Source organism: Exiguobacterium sp. BMC-KP (assembly GCF_001275385.1).
GTDB lineage: Bacteria > Bacillota > Bacilli > Exiguobacteriales > Exiguobacteriaceae > Exiguobacterium_A.
Genome location: NZ_LGIW01000015.1, coordinates 2,006,425 through 2,024,495, shown reverse-complemented (window position 1 = coordinate 2,024,495; position 18,071 = coordinate 2,006,425). Strand labels below are relative to the sequence as shown.

16 protein-coding genes are annotated in these 18,071 nt (G+C 42.4%); 11 read left to right on the top strand and 5 right to left on the bottom strand.

The window, feature by feature from the left end; all coding sequences use genetic code 11:
- Positions 1–47 precede the first annotated feature (47 nt).
- The 8 genes from ADM98_RS17670 (at position 48) to ADM98_RS16065 (ending at position 6,811) form a co-directional block, all read left to right on the top strand.
- Complete coding sequence (locus ADM98_RS17670) at positions 48–182, top strand: hypothetical protein (protein WP_268760726.1); 135 nt, start codon at positions 48–50, stop codon at positions 180–182.
- Positions 183–192: 10 nt separating this feature from the next.
- Positions 193–1,155: a tyrosine-type recombinase/integrase gene (locus ADM98_RS16100; protein WP_082318579.1), complete on the top strand. Its 963-nt coding sequence runs from the start codon at positions 193–195 to the stop codon at positions 1,153–1,155.
- On the top strand, positions 1,148–1,927 hold the full coding sequence (locus ADM98_RS16095) for a hypothetical protein (protein ID WP_053454375.1): 780 nt from the start codon (positions 1,148–1,150) through the stop codon (positions 1,925–1,927). Before ADM98_RS16100 ends, ADM98_RS16095 begins: the two co-directional genes overlap by 8 nt.
- A gap of 560 nt (positions 1,928–2,487) precedes the next feature.
- Complete coding sequence (locus ADM98_RS16090; RefSeq protein WP_160315954.1) at positions 2,488–4,233, top strand: hypothetical protein; 1,746 nt, start codon at positions 2,488–2,490, stop codon at positions 4,231–4,233.
- Positions 4,234–4,422: 189 nt separating this feature from the next.
- On the top strand, positions 4,423–4,725 hold the full coding sequence (locus ADM98_RS16085) for a hypothetical protein (RefSeq protein ID WP_053454373.1): 303 nt from the start codon (positions 4,423–4,425) through the stop codon (positions 4,723–4,725).
- A gap of 90 nt (positions 4,726–4,815) precedes the next feature.
- On the top strand, positions 4,816–5,076 hold the full coding sequence (locus ADM98_RS16080) for a hypothetical protein (protein WP_053454372.1): 261 nt from the start codon (positions 4,816–4,818) through the stop codon (positions 5,074–5,076).
- Positions 5,077–5,422: 346 nt separating this feature from the next.
- Positions 5,423–6,076, top strand: a complete 654-nt coding sequence (locus ADM98_RS16075) for a tyrosine-type recombinase/integrase (RefSeq protein WP_053454371.1) — start codon at positions 5,423–5,425, stop codon at positions 6,074–6,076.
- Positions 6,077–6,334: 258 nt separating this feature from the next.
- Complete coding sequence (locus ADM98_RS16065; protein WP_053454369.1) at positions 6,335–6,811, top strand: hypothetical protein; 477 nt, start codon at positions 6,335–6,337, stop codon at positions 6,809–6,811.
- Between the two features lie 295 nt (positions 6,812–7,106).
- Here ADM98_RS16065 and ADM98_RS16060 read toward each other — a convergent pair whose 3' ends face one another.
- Positions 7,107–8,183: a YheC/YheD family protein gene (locus ADM98_RS16060; protein WP_053454368.1), complete on the bottom strand. Its 1,077-nt coding sequence runs from the start codon at positions 8,181–8,183 to the stop codon at positions 7,107–7,109.
- 285 nt (positions 8,184–8,468) lie between these two features.
- Between ADM98_RS16060 and ADM98_RS16055 the strand changes: the two genes are divergently transcribed.
- Entirely contained in the window at positions 8,469–10,223 is a 1,755-nt protein-coding gene (locus ADM98_RS16055) for a hypothetical protein (RefSeq protein ID WP_152910988.1), read from the top strand.
- A 157-nt stretch (positions 10,224–10,380) separates the two neighbouring features.
- Here the strand turns inward: ADM98_RS16055 and ADM98_RS16050 are convergent, their stop codons facing one another.
- The gene (locus tag ADM98_RS16050; RefSeq protein ID WP_053454366.1) at positions 10,381–10,566 is read right to left on the bottom strand and encodes a hypothetical protein; all 186 of its coding nucleotides are present in this window, start codon (positions 10,564–10,566) and stop codon (positions 10,381–10,383) included.
- A gap of 101 nt (positions 10,567–10,667) precedes the next feature.
- Positions 10,668–11,177, bottom strand: a complete 510-nt coding sequence (locus ADM98_RS16045) for a hypothetical protein (RefSeq protein ID WP_053454365.1) — start codon at positions 11,175–11,177, stop codon at positions 10,668–10,670.
- Between the two features lie 338 nt (positions 11,178–11,515).
- Here ADM98_RS16045 and ADM98_RS17755 point away from each other — a divergent pair, with 338 nt between their 5' ends.
- Complete coding sequence (locus ADM98_RS17755) at positions 11,516–11,671, top strand: prealbumin-like fold domain-containing protein (protein ID WP_160315955.1); 156 nt, start codon at positions 11,516–11,518, stop codon at positions 11,669–11,671.
- Positions 11,668–12,495, top strand: coding sequence for an MSCRAMM family protein (locus ADM98_RS16040; RefSeq protein WP_053454364.1), 828 nt, complete (start codon positions 11,668–11,670; stop codon positions 12,493–12,495). Before ADM98_RS17755 ends, ADM98_RS16040 begins: the two co-directional genes overlap by 4 nt.
- Positions 12,496–12,965: 470 nt before the next feature.
- On the opposite strand, the gene ADM98_RS17415 is transcribed toward ADM98_RS16040, so the two are convergent.
- Together ADM98_RS17415 and ADM98_RS16030 are read right to left on the bottom strand one after the other, a co-directional pair.
- Positions 12,966–13,877, bottom strand: a complete 912-nt coding sequence (locus ADM98_RS17415) for a hypothetical protein (protein ID WP_053454363.1) — start codon at positions 13,875–13,877, stop codon at positions 12,966–12,968.
- Positions 13,878–14,035: 158 nt separating this feature from the next.
- Complete coding sequence (locus tag ADM98_RS16030; protein ID WP_053454362.1) at positions 14,036–17,971, bottom strand: immunoglobulin-like domain-containing protein; 3,936 nt, start codon at positions 17,969–17,971, stop codon at positions 14,036–14,038.
- Between the last annotated feature and the right edge of the window lie 100 nt (positions 17,972–18,071).

Here is an 18,071-nt window from a genome sequence, read left to right as displayed (position 1 = left end):
CACCTTTTCTTACATGGCATCACGCATCCCGAACACATCTGGATCAGATGGATGCAGTCCATCCAGTGTACGAGACCCAATCGCTTGTTGCTATAGCTGTACCCATTCCGATGATTGAGAAGGAGTCCGCTCCTTATTATCGGTCTGGTCTTCTAGTCCAAAATACAAAACAAATGGCGTAAAGTACGCGTCATGAAAGGAATTCGACCAATGGATGCTCATATTCTTACTCAGTACGGATTGGATCAAAATATCACAATGAAAGAAGCCATCGAAGCGTTCGTCGAGTCTCTTGCCTTCCAAAAGAAAAGTCGTGAGACGATTCGGGGATATCGCTTATCACTACTCGATGCCAACCGCTACTTCTCAGAACGGATGAATGGACCGATTCGTTGCCGAGACATTACGCTTCATCAACACATCCAGCCTTACTTCACCCACTTGTTCCAAGAACGAAAGCTACAAGTTGCAAGTGCAAAACGATATGTCTCTGCCATGCGTAGCTTCTTCCGTTTCCTTGAGATTCAAGATGTAGTCGGAAAAGACCCGACGGCACGCCTCCAACTGCCGCGTGTCCGGAAAACGGAACGGGAGCACCTGACACAAGATGAGTTCTATTTGTTCGTGTCGTGTATTGATATCCCCATCGTCCGATACATTGCCTTGGTCCAAGCTCTTGCCGGATTACGTGTATCCGAAGCGATCCAATTGACACTCGACGATGTGGACTTCGATGGTCAATGCATTCGGGTCCGGCATGGAAAAGGGGACAAAGCGCGAACCGTCCCGATCAATGAGGAACTGATGAGCGCGTTGCAAGATTATCTGATGCATCATCGCCCTGCTACACAGTCCTTGTTGTTCTTCGCTACTAAACGAACCGGAACGATCTCGATTGCTTACATCAACTTGGTCCTCGAACGAGCGACGAAACAAGCAGGAATCGACAAACATGTGACGTCGCATATTCTACGACACAGCTATGCCAGCTGGTTGGTCAAACAAAACGTCAACATCGTCCATATTCAGAAAGTACTTGGTCATGAGTCTGTTCGAACGACTTCCGGGTATATGCATGTCTATCAAGACGACCTTCAAGAGGCGATTTCCAATGTTCGATTCTTACCTGAGAAGGGAGTTGCATCTGATGAATGAAAAGGAACAAAAGATAGCAATGATTGTACAGATGATGGAGGAGGGTGTCTCCCGGACGGAGATCACAGAACGGTATGGGTATAAGAGCTTCTCCAGCATCGACATGTTCATGCGTCGGGAAGGATATAGACTGAAGAACGATCAATTCGTCAAAGAAGAGGAACAATCCGAAGAACGACTAAAGACATGGGAAAAGACGAATCTTCCCAAACAAGTTATCCAGTCTCTTCGGAGTAGTAACGTTCGAGTCGATCAAGTAGCCAAGAAATATGGTTTCGAGACGATGGAAGCACTCGGAAAAATGATGCGGCAAGCAGGCTATGTCTGGTCGGATAAGGAGCAGACATATTGTCCGGTAGCCCTTCCTTCGGTTACACATACGAACCCCGTTGTAGAAGAAGCAGATTCTTCCGTCCTGTTTAAGGCAAAAGAAGAGGGAATACCGACACCTGATGCGCTCGTTACGAGCGAGGCAGGACGTGACCTCATCCAGTACTTGCTCCAACATGTAGGTCCTTTACGCCGATTGCTCGAAGAAAAAATGCAAGAGGAAGAGATAGGACAGCCAGTCCCTCGGTATAGCTTCGGACCTCTTCGGCAAAATAAGACGGTCACGTTGCCCCAGTCCATGTCGGAACTGATTCCGCTCTTGGCAAAAGACATGAACATGACCCAAGGAGAGATCGTAACGATCGGATTGATCGAGTTCATCACGCGTTATGCGCCGACCTATCGAACATCACTCCCAGAGAAAAATAGAAGACAAGATTAGGAGGAGCGGAGAGTCGCTCCTTTTTTTTGTCGAGAGACAGAGAACACCGTCAATTTGGTATCAAATAGGCGCGGAAAGCCGGAGATAAGTCAGAAAGGTATAAATGGGAGGACGAATGCATCAAACGCGGATAAGCCGGTGATTTGACCCGAATAGAGGCATGGTACGAAAAACTATTACTATAGAAGAAACTCGTTACTTGTAAGTAATCTTCAGAGATAGTGTATTACCCTGATAAAAGATGACGCGACTCGTAAGTATTTCATATGGGAATCTGTCAGAGAGGAGATCGATTCTTAGAGGATTCGTTCAGGAATCGTACGAGTGGAAAGCGTATAGGGGACGGGTTTCGTTGGGGGTGTTCAGAAATCGTAGTATCACACGAGTTGGGGTAATCTTCTGGAGATTAGGCGATTAACGCTACTCAACTTGAAGTTGCATTCAATAAAGCTGTAGATGCTAAATCAGTATTCGCTGATGGCGTATCAGGTACATTAGCAACTGGAGTTCTTAAATTCCGTTCGATCGACTCTGTTACAGACGGTACATTAACTGGTAAGTTGAGTGAAGATGGTAAGACATTGGTTGTTACTTCAACTCAGTTGCTTGAAAAACGCTACGATGTAGAAGTTGATAAAGTAAAAACTGTTACTGGCGCATCTGTAGAGAAGTTCGGTAAAATCTTAACAATTGAAAAAGATGCTGTCGCACCTTCAATCGTTGGCACTGAACGTATTACTGCTACAAAAGTAAAATTAAAATTCTCTGAGCCTATGACAAGTGCTGGTTCAACTACATTCAAACTTGCTGACGGTACTGTTGTTTCTGGTATCACTGGCGAAGGTGTACTAGTTGATGGCGGTATGGCTGTTGAGCTCGACCTCTCGAACGTATCTGTTCCAGTTGGTAAAGAGATCATCGCTACAATCATCGGTGCAGCTGATAAAGCGGGTAACTTGTTGACTCCAAACCCAGCTACAGTATCAATCCAAAAAGGTGATAAAGATGGCGTCGCTCCAACTGTTTCTTCTGTAGTTCAGTCTGGCGCTAAAACGTTCGAAATCACTTTCTCTGAAGCACTTTCAACTAAACCTTCTGTATCAATCGATGGCGCTCCTGTAGCTGCTGGTAAAATTTCAATCGATTCTAAAGATGCTAAGAAAGTTGTTGTAGAAGCTAGCGCAGTATTATCTGGAGATAAAGTTGTCACAATCTCTGGTGCTGTCGATGGAAGTGGCGAAGTACAAGCTGCGACTAACCGTGTTGTCAAGTTTGTCAGCGATACTGTTGCACCTAAAATCGTTTCTTCTGCTGTAGTTGTTGATGCAACTGATAAAGCAGAATATCTCGAATTAACATTCGATAAAAATGTTGATCTTGTAACTCCACTTATCGATGTTCAAGATAGTTCTTATGTAAAAGATTTCGTAACAACTTCAATTGACGGAGATGTAGCTGCGTTTGACCCAACTGCTATTGCTTATAAAAACGCAGACAACAAAAAAGTCCTTCGTGTTAAATTAGATACATTACTTGCAACGAGTGATGTAGAAGGTGCAAAATATGCATTGAACTTCGCACTTACTGGAGTAACAAGTGAGTTCGGCGTAGCTGTCACTTCTGGAACTTCTTCGTTCACACGCGGAAAAGACGGTGTTGCAGCTAACACGACAGTTCAAGCACTTAATGATACAGGTGTACCTGGATACACTCCAATTGCTCAATCACTTACAAACAACAATGAAATCACTGTAGCATTTGCTGAAAACGTTGATGCAGCTACTGCAACAAACGCAGCGAACTACATCGTAGGTGGCGCAATCGTTGAATCGGCTACAGTAAACTCTGCTAACACTAAAGTTGTTACGCTGAAATTGAAAGCAGATTCAAACACATTCACTGGAGCACGTAACGTAACTGTTCAGAACGTAAAAGCGGCTGGATCTTCTGTTGCTATGAACACTACAACTCTTCCAATCACATTGAAAGAGAACGTTGCACCTACTGTAACTGCTAAATTAGGCGCAAATCTCAAAACAATTACACTTACTTTCAGTGAAGTTGTATCTGAGACAGGCACAGCAGCTGACTTTGATGTTTATTCTGAGACTACTTCATTAGCATCTAACGAAGATGTTGCTTTAGCAGTTGATGGAAAAACAGCTACAATTGAATTAGGAGCTGTAGTAACAGCAGACCAATTAACAAAAGGTCTTGCATTAAAAGCTCTTGGAACAATTGACATCGTTGATGCAGCTGGAAACAAACTTTCAGTTGGCGATAAAGTTGTTATTTCTAACAACTAATTCCTTTCCTCGAATATAAGAATCTACTTCTTGTGATTCTGTTATTCGATAATAAAGACCCATCGAATTTTGATGGGTCTTTATTATCTTTTCAAATATATATTATTACCTTGTAAGAACGATAAAGGGCATTCATTCCAATCCGGAGTGAATGCTCTTTTCATTTACTTTGAGAAAGGAGAGGTTGCATTGGATAAAAGAATCGGGTTTGTCGTTCGGATCAAGCAGCTATTTGGTAAGGTAGTAGCCGTCGATGAATTCGGGATGGAATCTTACCTGTTCGAGCATTCGGAGATTGATCCGTCTGTGGTTCCGTCGGAACATCTTTCGTCGCTTCCTGATCCTATACAGTTCGATACGTTCGTTTATGTCGATGAAGGAGGAAAGGAATGGATTGCTGGAATGGGTTATGATCCGCATACGTATCGGCTGGTCTATGAGGTATGGATATGTGATGGAAGAACGATTGCCTATGAACTATACGACGAATAGAAGTCATGATGAGGATTGATTAGGTATGACGACACTAAGTGTATGTAAAAAGATGCGATGTCGTGGAGAATAACAAAGGAGGAAATCAGAATGCGAAAATATCATCGAGTAGTGCTTGAAGGAAAGGACTATTATCGTCAATATGATGAGACGCTAGATTGTTATGAGGGAGAATTATTGACCGAAGAAGATGTCATCGAACAGGTATTAGAGGATGTCGTACAAGACGTCATTCATGTCGATCGGTCACGTGTCCAACGAAGTATCAAGAACATCATGGACGAAGATGACCGGCTGGTCATCCAGTCTTACGTCGAATATCTAGAACGAGTCGTAGAGCTTTTCGAGTGAGAAGGTCTTTTTTATTTGTCCTATTTCAGGACTAGACGTAGTGTCGCGTGCAAGTGTCGTGGTCTGTGACTCCTGACTGTTCATTAAGACTGCTAGGAGTAAAGAAAGGAACAGAAGTGTTGTATACCAACGGTTTCGGTAGATATTCAGTCAAGGAACAGAAGACAAAAGTAGAACTGCCGGGAGTTTCGAAGAGACGCCTAGTAGAACGGTGGGGAGATTTCCCGTTCCCCGATTCTGTTTTCACCAGATATAGAGATGTATCTCCGCGTAAAAAAACGGGGTTTCGGGGATTTTCGTCTTCTTACCCCCGAAACCCCGAAAATAATCGAGAGGGGATGGACCAATGACATCGGGAATAGCAAACGGGGAACGCGAATCCTTCCGACGATTCCTCTATGAACAAGGACGGCAACTGAGTACGATTGATAGCTATGTCGCAGAAGTCGAGAAGTTCAGTGAGAGAGGGACGTTTTCTTCACGTGAGGACATCCTGTCGTATAAACAACATCTACTCGACCATGGGAGAAAGGCGGCGACGATCAATAAGTTTCTCAATGCGATGACTGCCTACAATGACTTTCTGATGGCACAAGGCAAGCTGGATCGACGATGGATTTACTGGAGTGACCGTATCAAGGTAGCGCAGGGAAGTCATCAGGTCGACGTCTTGACGGAAGAAGAATTGCATCGGGTCCAACAAGTCCTACCGTCCCTGTCTTATCGGAACCAGTCGCTGATTCATCTCTTATTGTATGCAGGGCTTCGAGCAAGTGAGTTGGTCGAGTTATGCTTATGGCAAATCGACTGGATAGGAAGAAGCATCGAGGTCCATGGGAAGGGAGATAAGGTCCGTGAAGTCCCATTACGCGAAGATACATTACGTTGTCTACGTCAGTATGTGGAAGAAGATAGAACGAAACATCGTCAGGCGTCAGAGAGTCCGTATGTCTTCTTGAGTCAACGAGGGGAGCAATTGATATCACCTTCATTTATTTAGGGAAAAAAGATAAGATGACTCATCGCAGATTAGAGCGCGAGTTAGAAAAATTGTTTCTGTTGAGTTGGTTTAAGAGTTATCAGTGTGCTGTAAACGAGTCTATCGTTTCTAAACAAAAGGGAAATTGGATTGTGATAAAACAGTTTGCTATATTAATAAAATTATTGAAGAAAGAAAAAAATGGAAATGGTATTCTGATTATATGAAATCATTGTTTTTTCAAATAAAAGTTCAATAAAGAAATGGAGTAAGAAAATTATGAACAAAGTTGTATTTTCCATCAGTCTCATCTTCTTTTGGTTAAAAGGTGAGGTTGAAGTCGATTCTCGTTTCGTTAAAACGAACTTGACGAACACAATCCTCGGAATTATTCCTGCTGGTCGCGATCAGCAAAGCATTCCATTAAAAAACATTTCGGGTTCGATGTTATCGACTAAATATCGCTTTAAGCCGATGATTGTGGGATTGTTTGTGGCGCTTTTTGGATTTTCAACGATTGCTAGTTCGTTTTTGACTGGTTTAGTTGTGTTTGCGTTTGGTGTGTGTATCGTGTTGAGTAGCGTTCAGACGACATTACGAATTGAGAAATCAGGTACGCCGTATGAAATCCAGGTGCCGTTCTTCGAAAAATCAAAAATGCAAGCCTTAAACGGAATTATTCAGAACGCCTTGGCTGCTGATACAGACAAGACAGATTTGAACTTGTTCTTCGATCAGAAAAAACGTCCGGTATAAAAGACTGTGTAATGAAGCGGAAACGAAGTGTTTGCTTTGAACTTGATTTAAAAACTGCTCTATAAAAATTGGATTTTCATATCCACCTTTTATAGGGCAGTTCAAATTGATGCTTTTTATAGATATTTTATAAAGCTTTTCGACATCTACTATAAATTTTAGTTAGCTGTTGTATGTAAAAGGTAGATGGAATACCTATATCTTTTTACAATGATGATTTATGTAAAAAAACAGAACTGGCTTAAGACCTGAATCTGATTTAGAGGATTCAGGTCTTTTAATTTTAAATGAAAGTTCATTGTCCCACTTTAAAATATCGTCCAAATCGTTGTTCGATAGGAACTCCTTCGATCGCCTTCGATACAGCGTCAGCAAAAGGAATCAAGGCTTCTGCTCGACATTGTTCCCGTTCTTCCTTATAAGCTATGATCTCTGGTCCTGTATTGGCTTCAAAGAATCGAAGGGCATATGTTTCGTCTAATGCAAAATCAAGAGCCAGTTCCGGCAAGGTGAAAGGATATAAGGCATCGATGGCCTTCGCTAGTAAAAGACTTTGCTCAACGAGTGCACGATGTATGAAGTCTCCGTCTGGATGTAACCTTTGAAGAAACGCGTCAGCTCGTTCTGTCTTATAGCCACTTAAGTTCGTGATGAACCGTCCTTTTTTTGCAACGTCCGCAATGGAAGCGAGCACCGTCCATTGACCAGAGGCGTCTCGAACTAAGTGTGTGCGCAGATGAAAAGTTTCGCCACTTGCTGTGCGTGATGTCACGAATGGTTGGATGATGTAGTTGCCTTGTTCGACCAACGATAGAATCAACTTTCTTAATTGTTGATATGTATAGATATGACGCTGATCTTGAATGGTTACAGAATAGCCTACCCCCGCCGCTTTGGTGATTTTGTATATCCCTGCTCCTTTAGAAGCGTTCGTTGGTTTTAAGACGGTGACATTATGTTTTTTCAACTTTGTTAGGAATAGATCGAATCCTGTTAATCGTTCGGTCGGGATGAATAAGGTTCCCCATGATCCAGCGTCTTCGAGTTTTTGTTGAAGGACATACTTATCATCAATCAGGTGAAAGAAATGAGGAATGACTTGCTGAAGGCGTAGATCCTCTTCGGGATGCGCTGACTGTGAAGGAACAACACAATTTTCATTTAAGAGTAAAGACGGAAACGGAATCGATTGTTGATGCCACTCCCCATCATATACTTCTGCTTGAATGACTTGAGCATCAAAATCAACATCTTCGATCGTGCAACTGGCTACCTGTTGTTCTAAGTGCTGAGCATATTCGATGTAAAAATGTAATCGTTCTTTTGGTAGAATCATGCGAGGTGATTTTACGTTGTTGAATAAAACGATCATACAATTCAACTCCTTTAAAATATTTCATGGTATTACCATTATTGTATGTCATGTCAAAATAGAATGGTTAGAAAAATTGAGTTGAAAATGATTACATACTTGTCTCTATTCGTTTAATATGTACGTTTTTAATGCATTCTATTTAACAAATAAAAGGAAAGAGCTTTATCAACAAAATCATTTTAAATGCTTGTAAATATTTTCTTTTGTTTTAAAAAATGGAATTTTATTATCCTTGAATACGTTAAACTATGAATGAAAGTTAGATAAAAAAGGATGATAGGCATGAGAAAAATAATGATGGCTTTACTTGGGGGAATCATATCTTTTGGAGGGGCATTACCTGTCGCAGCAGAAGTCACCCTACCATTGACAGGATCGTTCGGATTAGCAGGACAGTTTCAAATCGTCAAAGGACAAGAACGTGTTTGGGAGTGGTCTTCCTATCAACAACTCAGTCTGATTGATCTTCAAAATGGGGAACGCATTCAGTCGCTTTCTGGTAGGGAATCTTCGATTGAAGGATTCGATGTCTCGGACGATCAAACACGACGTGTCGTGGTAAAGCAGGGAGTGCTTCATGTCTATAATGCTTTTGGAACAAAAGTTCAAGAAATATCGATGATTGTCGACAACGAAAACAAGTTTTCCGAGTTTGTTGATGTCCAGTTCATTCCGAATACGCACACGGTCGTGTTGCTGGCAAAGAATGGAGGGAGCGCTAAACTTCTCTCATATGATTTGGATGCGGAGCAACTCATTAGTAGTCGTGGAACAAGTCCATACGGTCAATTGTTAACCGCACGCGATCATGTTGCTGTCGTCTATTCGTCTACTGTATATCTCTACACCTCTGACTTGACGTATACAGGCGTCATCCATGCGAGAGAAGAAGATGGTATCGAGGCATTTGACATGAACGATGAGGGACTTCTCGTCATCGGAGAACAGGGGTTACCGCAGATTGACGTCTACGATTTGAATCATGGTCTTGAAAAGACACAGACGAGTGAGCAGTTTGTAATGGGAAGTGACGTGTCCTATAGTGACATCGCGATTGACGAATCAGGGGCATTCATCGCGGTCACCTCGTCCGGAAGTGATCGACCCTTCTCGTTATTTGAACGGAAGACCGGACAGCGTATTTATACCTCTCTCGATCAAAATCAGGATTTTTCTTATCAATCAGGTGTTGAACTTAGCAACGAAGCGCATTCTATCATTGTTGAAGGCGCGAACCAGACGAACATTTACAGTGGAAAAGAACTATCGAAACGACCGATTGCGATTCAGATACCAAAAGCTCGTCAACGTGTAGATAAGGGCTCTTCAGAAACGTTAGCACTTGAAGTCACGCGAGCTGACGGAAAGACAGTCCTCGTCAAAAATGGAGTCACCTGGGAGACGGATCATCCAGAAACAGCCTTCATTCAATCGGGGAAACTGTACGGTGCAGCAGAAGGCGACTACATCTTAACCGCGACCTACGAGGGATTCACGACGACTGTCACGGGTAAGGCCGTACCGCCGAAGTTGTCGTCGCTAAAAGATATACCGTGGTTAGAGCGTCATCGACAATCACTACTCGATCACCAATCATTTGAAGGCTTACCGCTCCTATCCTCATCGTATTCGAAGCTCAAAGGAACGAAGGGGAAGATGCTCATTCCGAAAGAGAAAATGAACATGAACGGGAAATGGAAGGGGAGTGTCCTTGCTTCACGGTATCCACGCCCCTTAGAACGTCAGCCGAATCGGATTGAGTTGCTGACGATGCTCCCGGCACTCGAACAGCGCTCGATCTCAAAAAAGGAGATGCAGGCCGTCTTTGGTAAACCAGTTACCTCAAAAACGTACGCTCCTTCTATTTCGCATCAGTTTTCAAAATCAGATAAGACATTAGCGAAATACACCATCAAACTTGTCGATCGCTATCGATTGAACGATCTCTCCATAGAAGTCTATTTTGACAAAAAGGGTACGGTACGGTTCATGACGGTGAGTAAGCAAGCGTCTGAAAAATTTAAACGAAAAATCTAATTATAAGGTAAAGAAAAAATAATACTCCGAGCTTACTTGAGTGAGTTTTCTATTTGAAATAATGAAAGTCTTCTCGTAACTATAGATAGATGAAACTAAAAAACGACCTAAACCCTTTATAGAAAAGGATTTAGGTCGTTAGTCATTAATAGGAATTTTAATTTTTATGTTTTGCTTTATCTTGAGTGAGCAAGCGAAATTCGTACAAGAAAACGGAAAGAATCACGACGATCAGAATCGCAGCAAAACTAGTTCCTTTTGGTAAGTCGAGTGTAAAGATGACAATGGATGCGAAGATGACGATCAATAAAGAAATCAGATAGTCTTTTTTTCGATTCGACATACGTTCACTCCTTAAAGATTTGGCATAACCACTAATTTTACAATATTTAGTATAACATATTTATACGATTTAATTGAGAATCAAACAATCATCGCTATAGCTTATTTTACAGGAGCCACGGTAGAGCTATATGCTTCATACCATTTATCCCAAGCACCACGTGTGTGTTTTTCATATCTGATCTTCACCTTGAATTTCTTTGCCGTCGAAGCATTTAAAATTTGTTGGATTTTTTTTGAACCCAAATCCTTATCGATGACCAGTGAAGAAATGACATAAGAAGCAAGACCAGAAGATAGGCTTGCTTTTAGTGTTTTCGCAATAGGGTGCGTCACGAGCGTACCTGCGATCGTAAACCGGATATTATTTAAATCGTTATCACTTTTTTCGGCTTTTTTGATTTGTTCCAAGAAACTGACGAGTTCTTTTCTTGAAACAGTCTCAGTCGTACTAAATTTGTCTCCGACATCTTTTGCGCCTCCATAACCAATTGTAATGACGGCACTAGCAGCAGATGATTTTTTCGGAAGTGTCGTAACCAACGAGAGAAGGAGGATAGACGCAATCATAATCATAGAGAACTTATAAATGGTTTTTCTTTTGACTAACATATTGCCACGTCCTTTCAAGAATTGGAGTACACGAACACCATACCGAATTGGAAGCAAATAATGGTATTTGGATTACATGCATAATCACATTGTTTCCCATAATGTATAATGATAAAAGAATAAGAACTAATGAATGCTCCGAAAATGTATTATTATTTAATTCGAAATAAAAAAATGGAATATAAAGGGTTATGTGTAAATTAAAAAATGAAAAATCGTCAGTTTATTTCATAATATGTAATGTATATCGTTTCATTATAAGTTCATCGTACCTTTATTTTTCACAGCATTTATATAGAACATTTTAAGGGCAAAGAATCCAACATGGAGCCTCGTGAATCTTCAGTCGTCTTTTATATGGAGCGTACACGTTACGTGAAATCAGTGCACCTCCAGGATATCTTATCGACAAAGCTGATAAAGCGATCACGGTGTCTCAGCTGGAATCAAGTGCAAGTATCACCAAAAAAAAATTCGACAAGACGTCACGTTGATCAAAAAGTCTAAGAACACGAACCAACCTCTTGCGGGTGCTGAATTTACACTCTATGATTCGAACGAGACGGCGATTCTGACGAACCTCGTGACAGATGCGTCTGATGAAATCCTAGTAACAGGACTGACGCCAGGAACATACAGATTCATCGAAACGAAAGCACCTGCAGGATATGAGCTCGACCCTACACCACATGATGTCGTGATCGAGAAGAATCAAGCTGATGCGGAGCAACTCGTCCTCATTAATGAACGACTCAAGCCGTTCCTTGTTCATGAAGTGGATGATGAATCCGGTGAAGCCTTGAAAGATGCAACGTTTGAATTACAGGGTGCGCAAGGAAAGCGTGTTGCTCGTTTTAAAACAGACAAGAAGGGTGAAGCACGTATTCCGAATCTTGTTTCCGGTGAGTATACTCTCATCGAGACGCAAGCACCTGTCGGTTATTTGTTAGATTCTGAACCACGTATCATTCGTCTGAAAAGCGGAGGGGAAGCCGTCGTTCGTGTCACGGTAACGAACACGATTGATCCGGATTATGAATTTGAAGATGAAGATACTCCAGGTGGATCAGGTGATCCAAAAGATCCAAGTAACCCAAAGGACACTACACAACCTGATGATCCGAAAACACCTCACGTACCAAGTGGAGGAACAGATACACCAAATGATGATGGGACAAGATTATCGAATTCAGGCGGTCTTCCTCAAACGGGTGAGTCCGAGCCATTCAGTACTCAGCCTATTAGATTCTTGCTTGCGGTATTCGGAATTCTTCTACTGTCTCTAAATAGAAGAAAAAAGAGTCAACGCGAAGGATAAAGAGAGAAAGATAAGAATAGGATTACAAAAAGCTGTCCCGACGTATGTCGAGACAGCTTTTTCATTGTATCTGACATAGGGAAAGATTGATCAACGGAAGGGTAATAAGAAGACAAGGATACTAAAGATAATCACAGCTAAAGAAGGTAGGTAACGCGTGAGACGATTCATGAATAGTAGCTCCTTTTAATTAGAAAATTGAGGAATTAAATTCGGTTTAAAACCAAATAATGTAACCTTCTTTAGTTTAAAGGAAAAAATCTTTCGTTATAGGCTCTGATTAACTTTTTATGGAAATGTGTTTTTAGATTAATTCAAATTTAAGAAAATTTTTTAGATTATGACTTATGAATTGAGAGATTACAGAATTGGAGTTTTGAGAAAATAAGAGGAGAGGTATCAAAAAAGGAAGCACGACATATCGATGTCGCACTTCCTTTTTATAGTTTGATTACTTGTTTATAGTTTGATTACTTGTATTTTTTACGAAGCGCTTTACTAAAACCATCCGCATCACGATTTCCGACGACATAGAAGTCGACGCTCGCATCTTTCTTGTACAATTTCTTATTGATCGACATCTTGTATGAACCATTGCTGCGCGGCTTCGCCTTACCGAGCAATTTCCATGATTTGCTCGACTTATGATAGACATACGCTTCGACGCGAACATCTTTATTAGATACAGATCCAGTTACGGTTCGAGTCGTACGTGTCAGTGTTTTCGTATCGACCGTTGCTGCTTTTGGAATGAACGTACGCACTGTGAGGTCAATTGGAGCGAAGTCGTACGAAATCGGATCTTGTGGCTCTTCCGTTGTATCGCCATCATCCTCTCCCGGCTCGTCCCCTTCATCTCCATCATCATACCCGTCATCATCACCATCACCGGGTTCGTCGCCCCCATCGTCATCTCCGTAAGAATCAGCACGTGTTACGTAATACTCGTCCCACCCGTCGTTCATTCCATCATCATCACCCGTATAATCATCGACACTTACGACTTCAAGGAAATAGTTTGGTGTGACGTCTGAAGAGCTGTCTTCATCCTCATCGTCATAGTCGTATTCATCCGAGTCGGATTGATGATAGTCATAGAAATCCTCGCCGATCAATCCTTCTTCAGGCAATTCGATTGAATAGTTCCCATTCGTATCGGCTTTTGCATGGGCGACTTCTTGTAGGTCTTCTTCCTCTGTGTCATCTGATTGTAAGACAACGATTGATCCAGCAGGTGCCTTCCCTTTTAAAACTTCCGTCCGTGTGTTGATGTTTTTCGTTTCTACTGTGAATTCGTCCGTCGCCGCTCCAACAGGCGAGAGATAGACCGCGCTACTGAGACCAAGCGTCACGAGTGCCGTCCATGTCATACTTTTTTTCATCGCAGAATGCCTCCTTTTTCTGTAGTATAGCAAGGAAATTACTGGATATATTTTCAGTTTTAAATGATAAAGAAATGAGATTTTAAAAAACGTCAACATACAGAGAGTTCAAAAAAAAAACCCCTCTGTACTGAAAATGTACAGAGGGAGAGGAAGCCTTATTTTTTAGCAGGGACCTTGATAATGAATGGTACCGGTTTAGGAACGTCTCCAAACTTTGCGAACAAGACGACGAGGTGTTCATATTTGTCTGGCGTCACGACGGCTTGATTTCCTTGAACCGTCACGATGTCAGGATGCGAAGATGTCCAATTGGTGATTGGTTTTGCACCAATACCAAGGAGGCCACCATAGCTTTGAGGAAGTGACGCTGACTTGCCTATCGAGAGTGAATCGACGATCGGATTGACGATGCCTCCGAGGACATTCAGTAAGCTTGAAAGTAAGGATATCTGAGTATCTTGCGTAGCGAGCGACAGGATACTTGAAGTATTGCCAGTCGTCGCAGAAAGCGTGAAAGGCATAATTTGTGATCGATTTTTAACGATCCCGAGACTCGTTAAAAGACTTTCATTGCTTGATTTCCACGTAAGTGGTATCCCGTTCAACGTCGTCGGTAACTTTAAGTCAAGGTAGACATTCAATGTCGGACTAACAGCTGCGATGCGAGCGAGATCTTCTTTAAGGATGAGGCTGAGATTCCCGGCAAGCGTTCCATCGAATGTCTTGCTCTTTAGGATACCGTCTTTCGTAATCCATGCCGTCAAAGAAAACGCCTGTGACGAAATGGCTGGAATGATAGTACCGGTATTACTGATGATATTCGTATTACTCGATTTCCACGTGATTGGTAATCCATTGATTTGAGTCGGCAAACTGAGTGAAGACGTCAAATCTGTTAGTGAACTGAGGGATAGATCTTGTAACGCCTTATCTACTAATTTTGTTGGACTCAAGGGAACTTTGATACCTGTAATCGTTCGATCTTTAGTAATGCCGTCTTTCGTCGCAGTTATTGTGATATCGACGACTTCGTCAACGATACCTTGAGTGACGACTCCGCCACTTGCTACAACGGAAGGCTTGTCGGATTTAATCGAAACAGTGATTCCAGTTGGTGCTTGAAGAACCAGATTATTCGTTAAAATGTTTGAAATGCTCAGGCTATCAAGATAAGACTGGACAATGTCAGCAGGAGATGGATTTTTCATCGGAACCGTTAGCTGATTAAAGGTTTTGATCTCCGTAGCAGTTCCTTTCTCAGCAGTCACTGTTAACGATAAAGTAGTGTTGGTTGCAGCTGGAGCAATAGATCCATCATTTAAAAGTACAGTCGGATTACTGGATGACAAAGTGACTTTTATTCCTTCTGCATTCGCTTCGTCGATTAATTTAAGCTTTTCGGTTATTAAAGAAGGAATTGACAGTTGGTTGAGATACTTTTGTAATTCTTCGGTATCTGTCAATGCACGTTTCGGTACTGAAATATTTTCAAATTGTTTAGAGAGCGATAAACCATTTTTTGAAGCAAGGACCGTAATATCAGTCGTTCGATCTACGATATCGCGTGTGAGAACACCGGTACTCGATAACAACGAAGTAGCGGAGGACTCGACACTAACGGTGATACCTGAAGGTGGGTTCAATGAAAGATTATTTACGAGTGATGTCGGTAGGGAAAGGCTATTTATATAAGTCGTCAGTTCTTCTAAGACTGTCAGAGGACGTGCGGGTATTGAAAGATTTGAAAACATCCTCGTCTTTGAAACACCGTTCAGCACAGCAGTCACACTGACTGTGACAGATCGATCAGTGTCTGCAGGTTTAATCACGCCTGATGTTGCCACGACATCAGGTTGAGAAGAGGTCAGGTATACGGTCATTCCTTCCGGTGCGAGAGGCAACTGAATGTTTTGATTCAACGGACTAGCAATCTCGACTTGATTTAAATAAGTGTCAATCAAAGCATCCGGTAATACATCTTGTTTTGGGACCGTGATCAGCGGAAACTCCTTCTTGCGAATGACCCCGTCTTTTGACGCTGTCACTATCACGGATACGAGCTGATCAGTCAGACCGCGCGTCACGCTTCCTGTATTCGAAAGGACAGCTGTGTTCGTTGAAAAGAGAGATGTTTCGATTCCCGGTGTCATCGGGGTCGGCAAGTAATAATCAGCCGTCAAAGGTGACGGGATTTCGACCGTTTTCAAGTAATCATCAAGCAGGTCGGCTGTCGCATTCTCTTTCTTTGGAATCGTCAAGTTCGAAAAAGTACGCAATTTAGTGACACCGTCTTTCGTGGCGATGACTGTAAACGAAACGACTTTATCTGTCAAACCACGAGTGATTTGACCTGTATTTGACAAAATAGAGGTATTGGTTGAAGAAAGAGTCGTTTGAATTCCCTCTACTGTTGGAAGACTTACATCACGCGTCAATATACTTGGAATGTCGAGCTTATTCAAGTAGTCTGTCAATAATTCATCGATTGCTGTATCTCTTTTTGGGACTTGATAGTTCCAAAAACTGCGTGTGCGTGTCACACCGTTCTTTGTTGCAGAGACGAGGAATGAAAGGGATTGGTCGGTCAGACCGCGTGTCACTTTCCCGGTCGATGAGAGGACATCCGGAAGTGAAGACGTCAGAGAAAGTGTCGTTCCCGTAGCGGCAGGTAAGACTAAATCTCTTGTTAAAGGATTCGGGAATGTCAGACGACTCAAGTAGTCGTCTAAGAACAATTCCGTTGCATTGTCGACTTTCGGAACGGTGATATTCGAGTAGAGACGTGTTTTTTCGAGACTGCCTTTTGAAGCCTTCAATGTCAGCGTGACGAGTTGGTCCGCCAGGTCACGACGTACTTTACCATCAGACGTGACGACTTTTTCGTTTGAAGACAACAATTGAAACGAGATGCCCTCTGTTTGTGGTAACTGAATATCCTTCGTCAACGGACTTGCCAGTTTGAATTTGTCGAGTGTGAAATCGATCAGTTCCTCGTCCGTCAGATCACGTTTTGGAACCGTGATACCTGAAAAGGAACGTGTTTCTTCAAGACCATTTAATTTCCCTACGATTGTGAATGCGACATCACGTTCTTGATCCGTGCGAGTGACTTGTCCGGTAGGCGACAAATTACTATCGGTGGAACGAATACTAAATGTAGCACCTTCCACTTGTGGCAGATGGATATCTTGAAGGAGTGGACTTGGGATCGTGAGGCCGGCAAGTAATACCTTTAAGAGTTTTCTTGAATCGTCTGGTGATGGAGGTGTGACGACGTTTCGAATCGTTACGGTCGAAGACGCTGCATTTTGCGACCCACTTAAAATCGAGACATCATAGCGACCGACTGGTAATACGCTCGTTTCAATCCGGAAGTACCCTTGTCGATCACGCTTTAACGGATACATGGATACACGGTCTTTATCGTCAATCAGATACAGATGATGTGTCATACCTTTTGCCGGATAAAGGATACGACCGGTGACGAGCATTCGGCGACCACTTTCAAACGTCGTATACTTCACGTTTTCATGCTTGACGTTTGAGACGCGTAATGTATTTTTTCCAGTAATCAAGACGTTTCGTCCAACCGCTGTGTACTTGACACTTTTCTTGCCGAAGGACGCCGTCGTCGTACGTGTCCATTTGAGTGGATACGAATAGCGCTGCCCACCAGCGAAAATCGTTGATAGCCGTTCTGGAAGTTTGGTCGATTGATTTTTCCCGACCGTCTTGACGACAGGAGGGAGAATCGATTTCGGATAATTTTTAATCGTGACGTACCAATAGGCACTCTTAGAGGTTCCCGAAACATTCCCTTTAATTTTTTGTTTTCGATCAATCATTTTTTTATCGAAGCGAACACTATTCCACTTTACGGATCGTTTTACTTTTTTACCGTTCGCAAGTTTGACACGGACGGTCTTGGGTGGAGAAAGGGGGTTGACCGCAAACACGTCACCGCCATAATGTACGGTCGAGGTAGGGCGGTATACCTTTTTAACGCTGCTTGATTTAGCGGCAGTAACGGATTGGAACGAGGCGGGGAAGGAAAGCAACAGACAGAGAAGAACGATAAGACTTTTTCGCATGACCAAACCTCCCTAGAAAGTATAGTGTCCAGGCAAATGAATGGCTCTCAGGTGTTGAAATTCCCATGTTGTATGTAGATAAAAGAAAGTAGAAAAATAT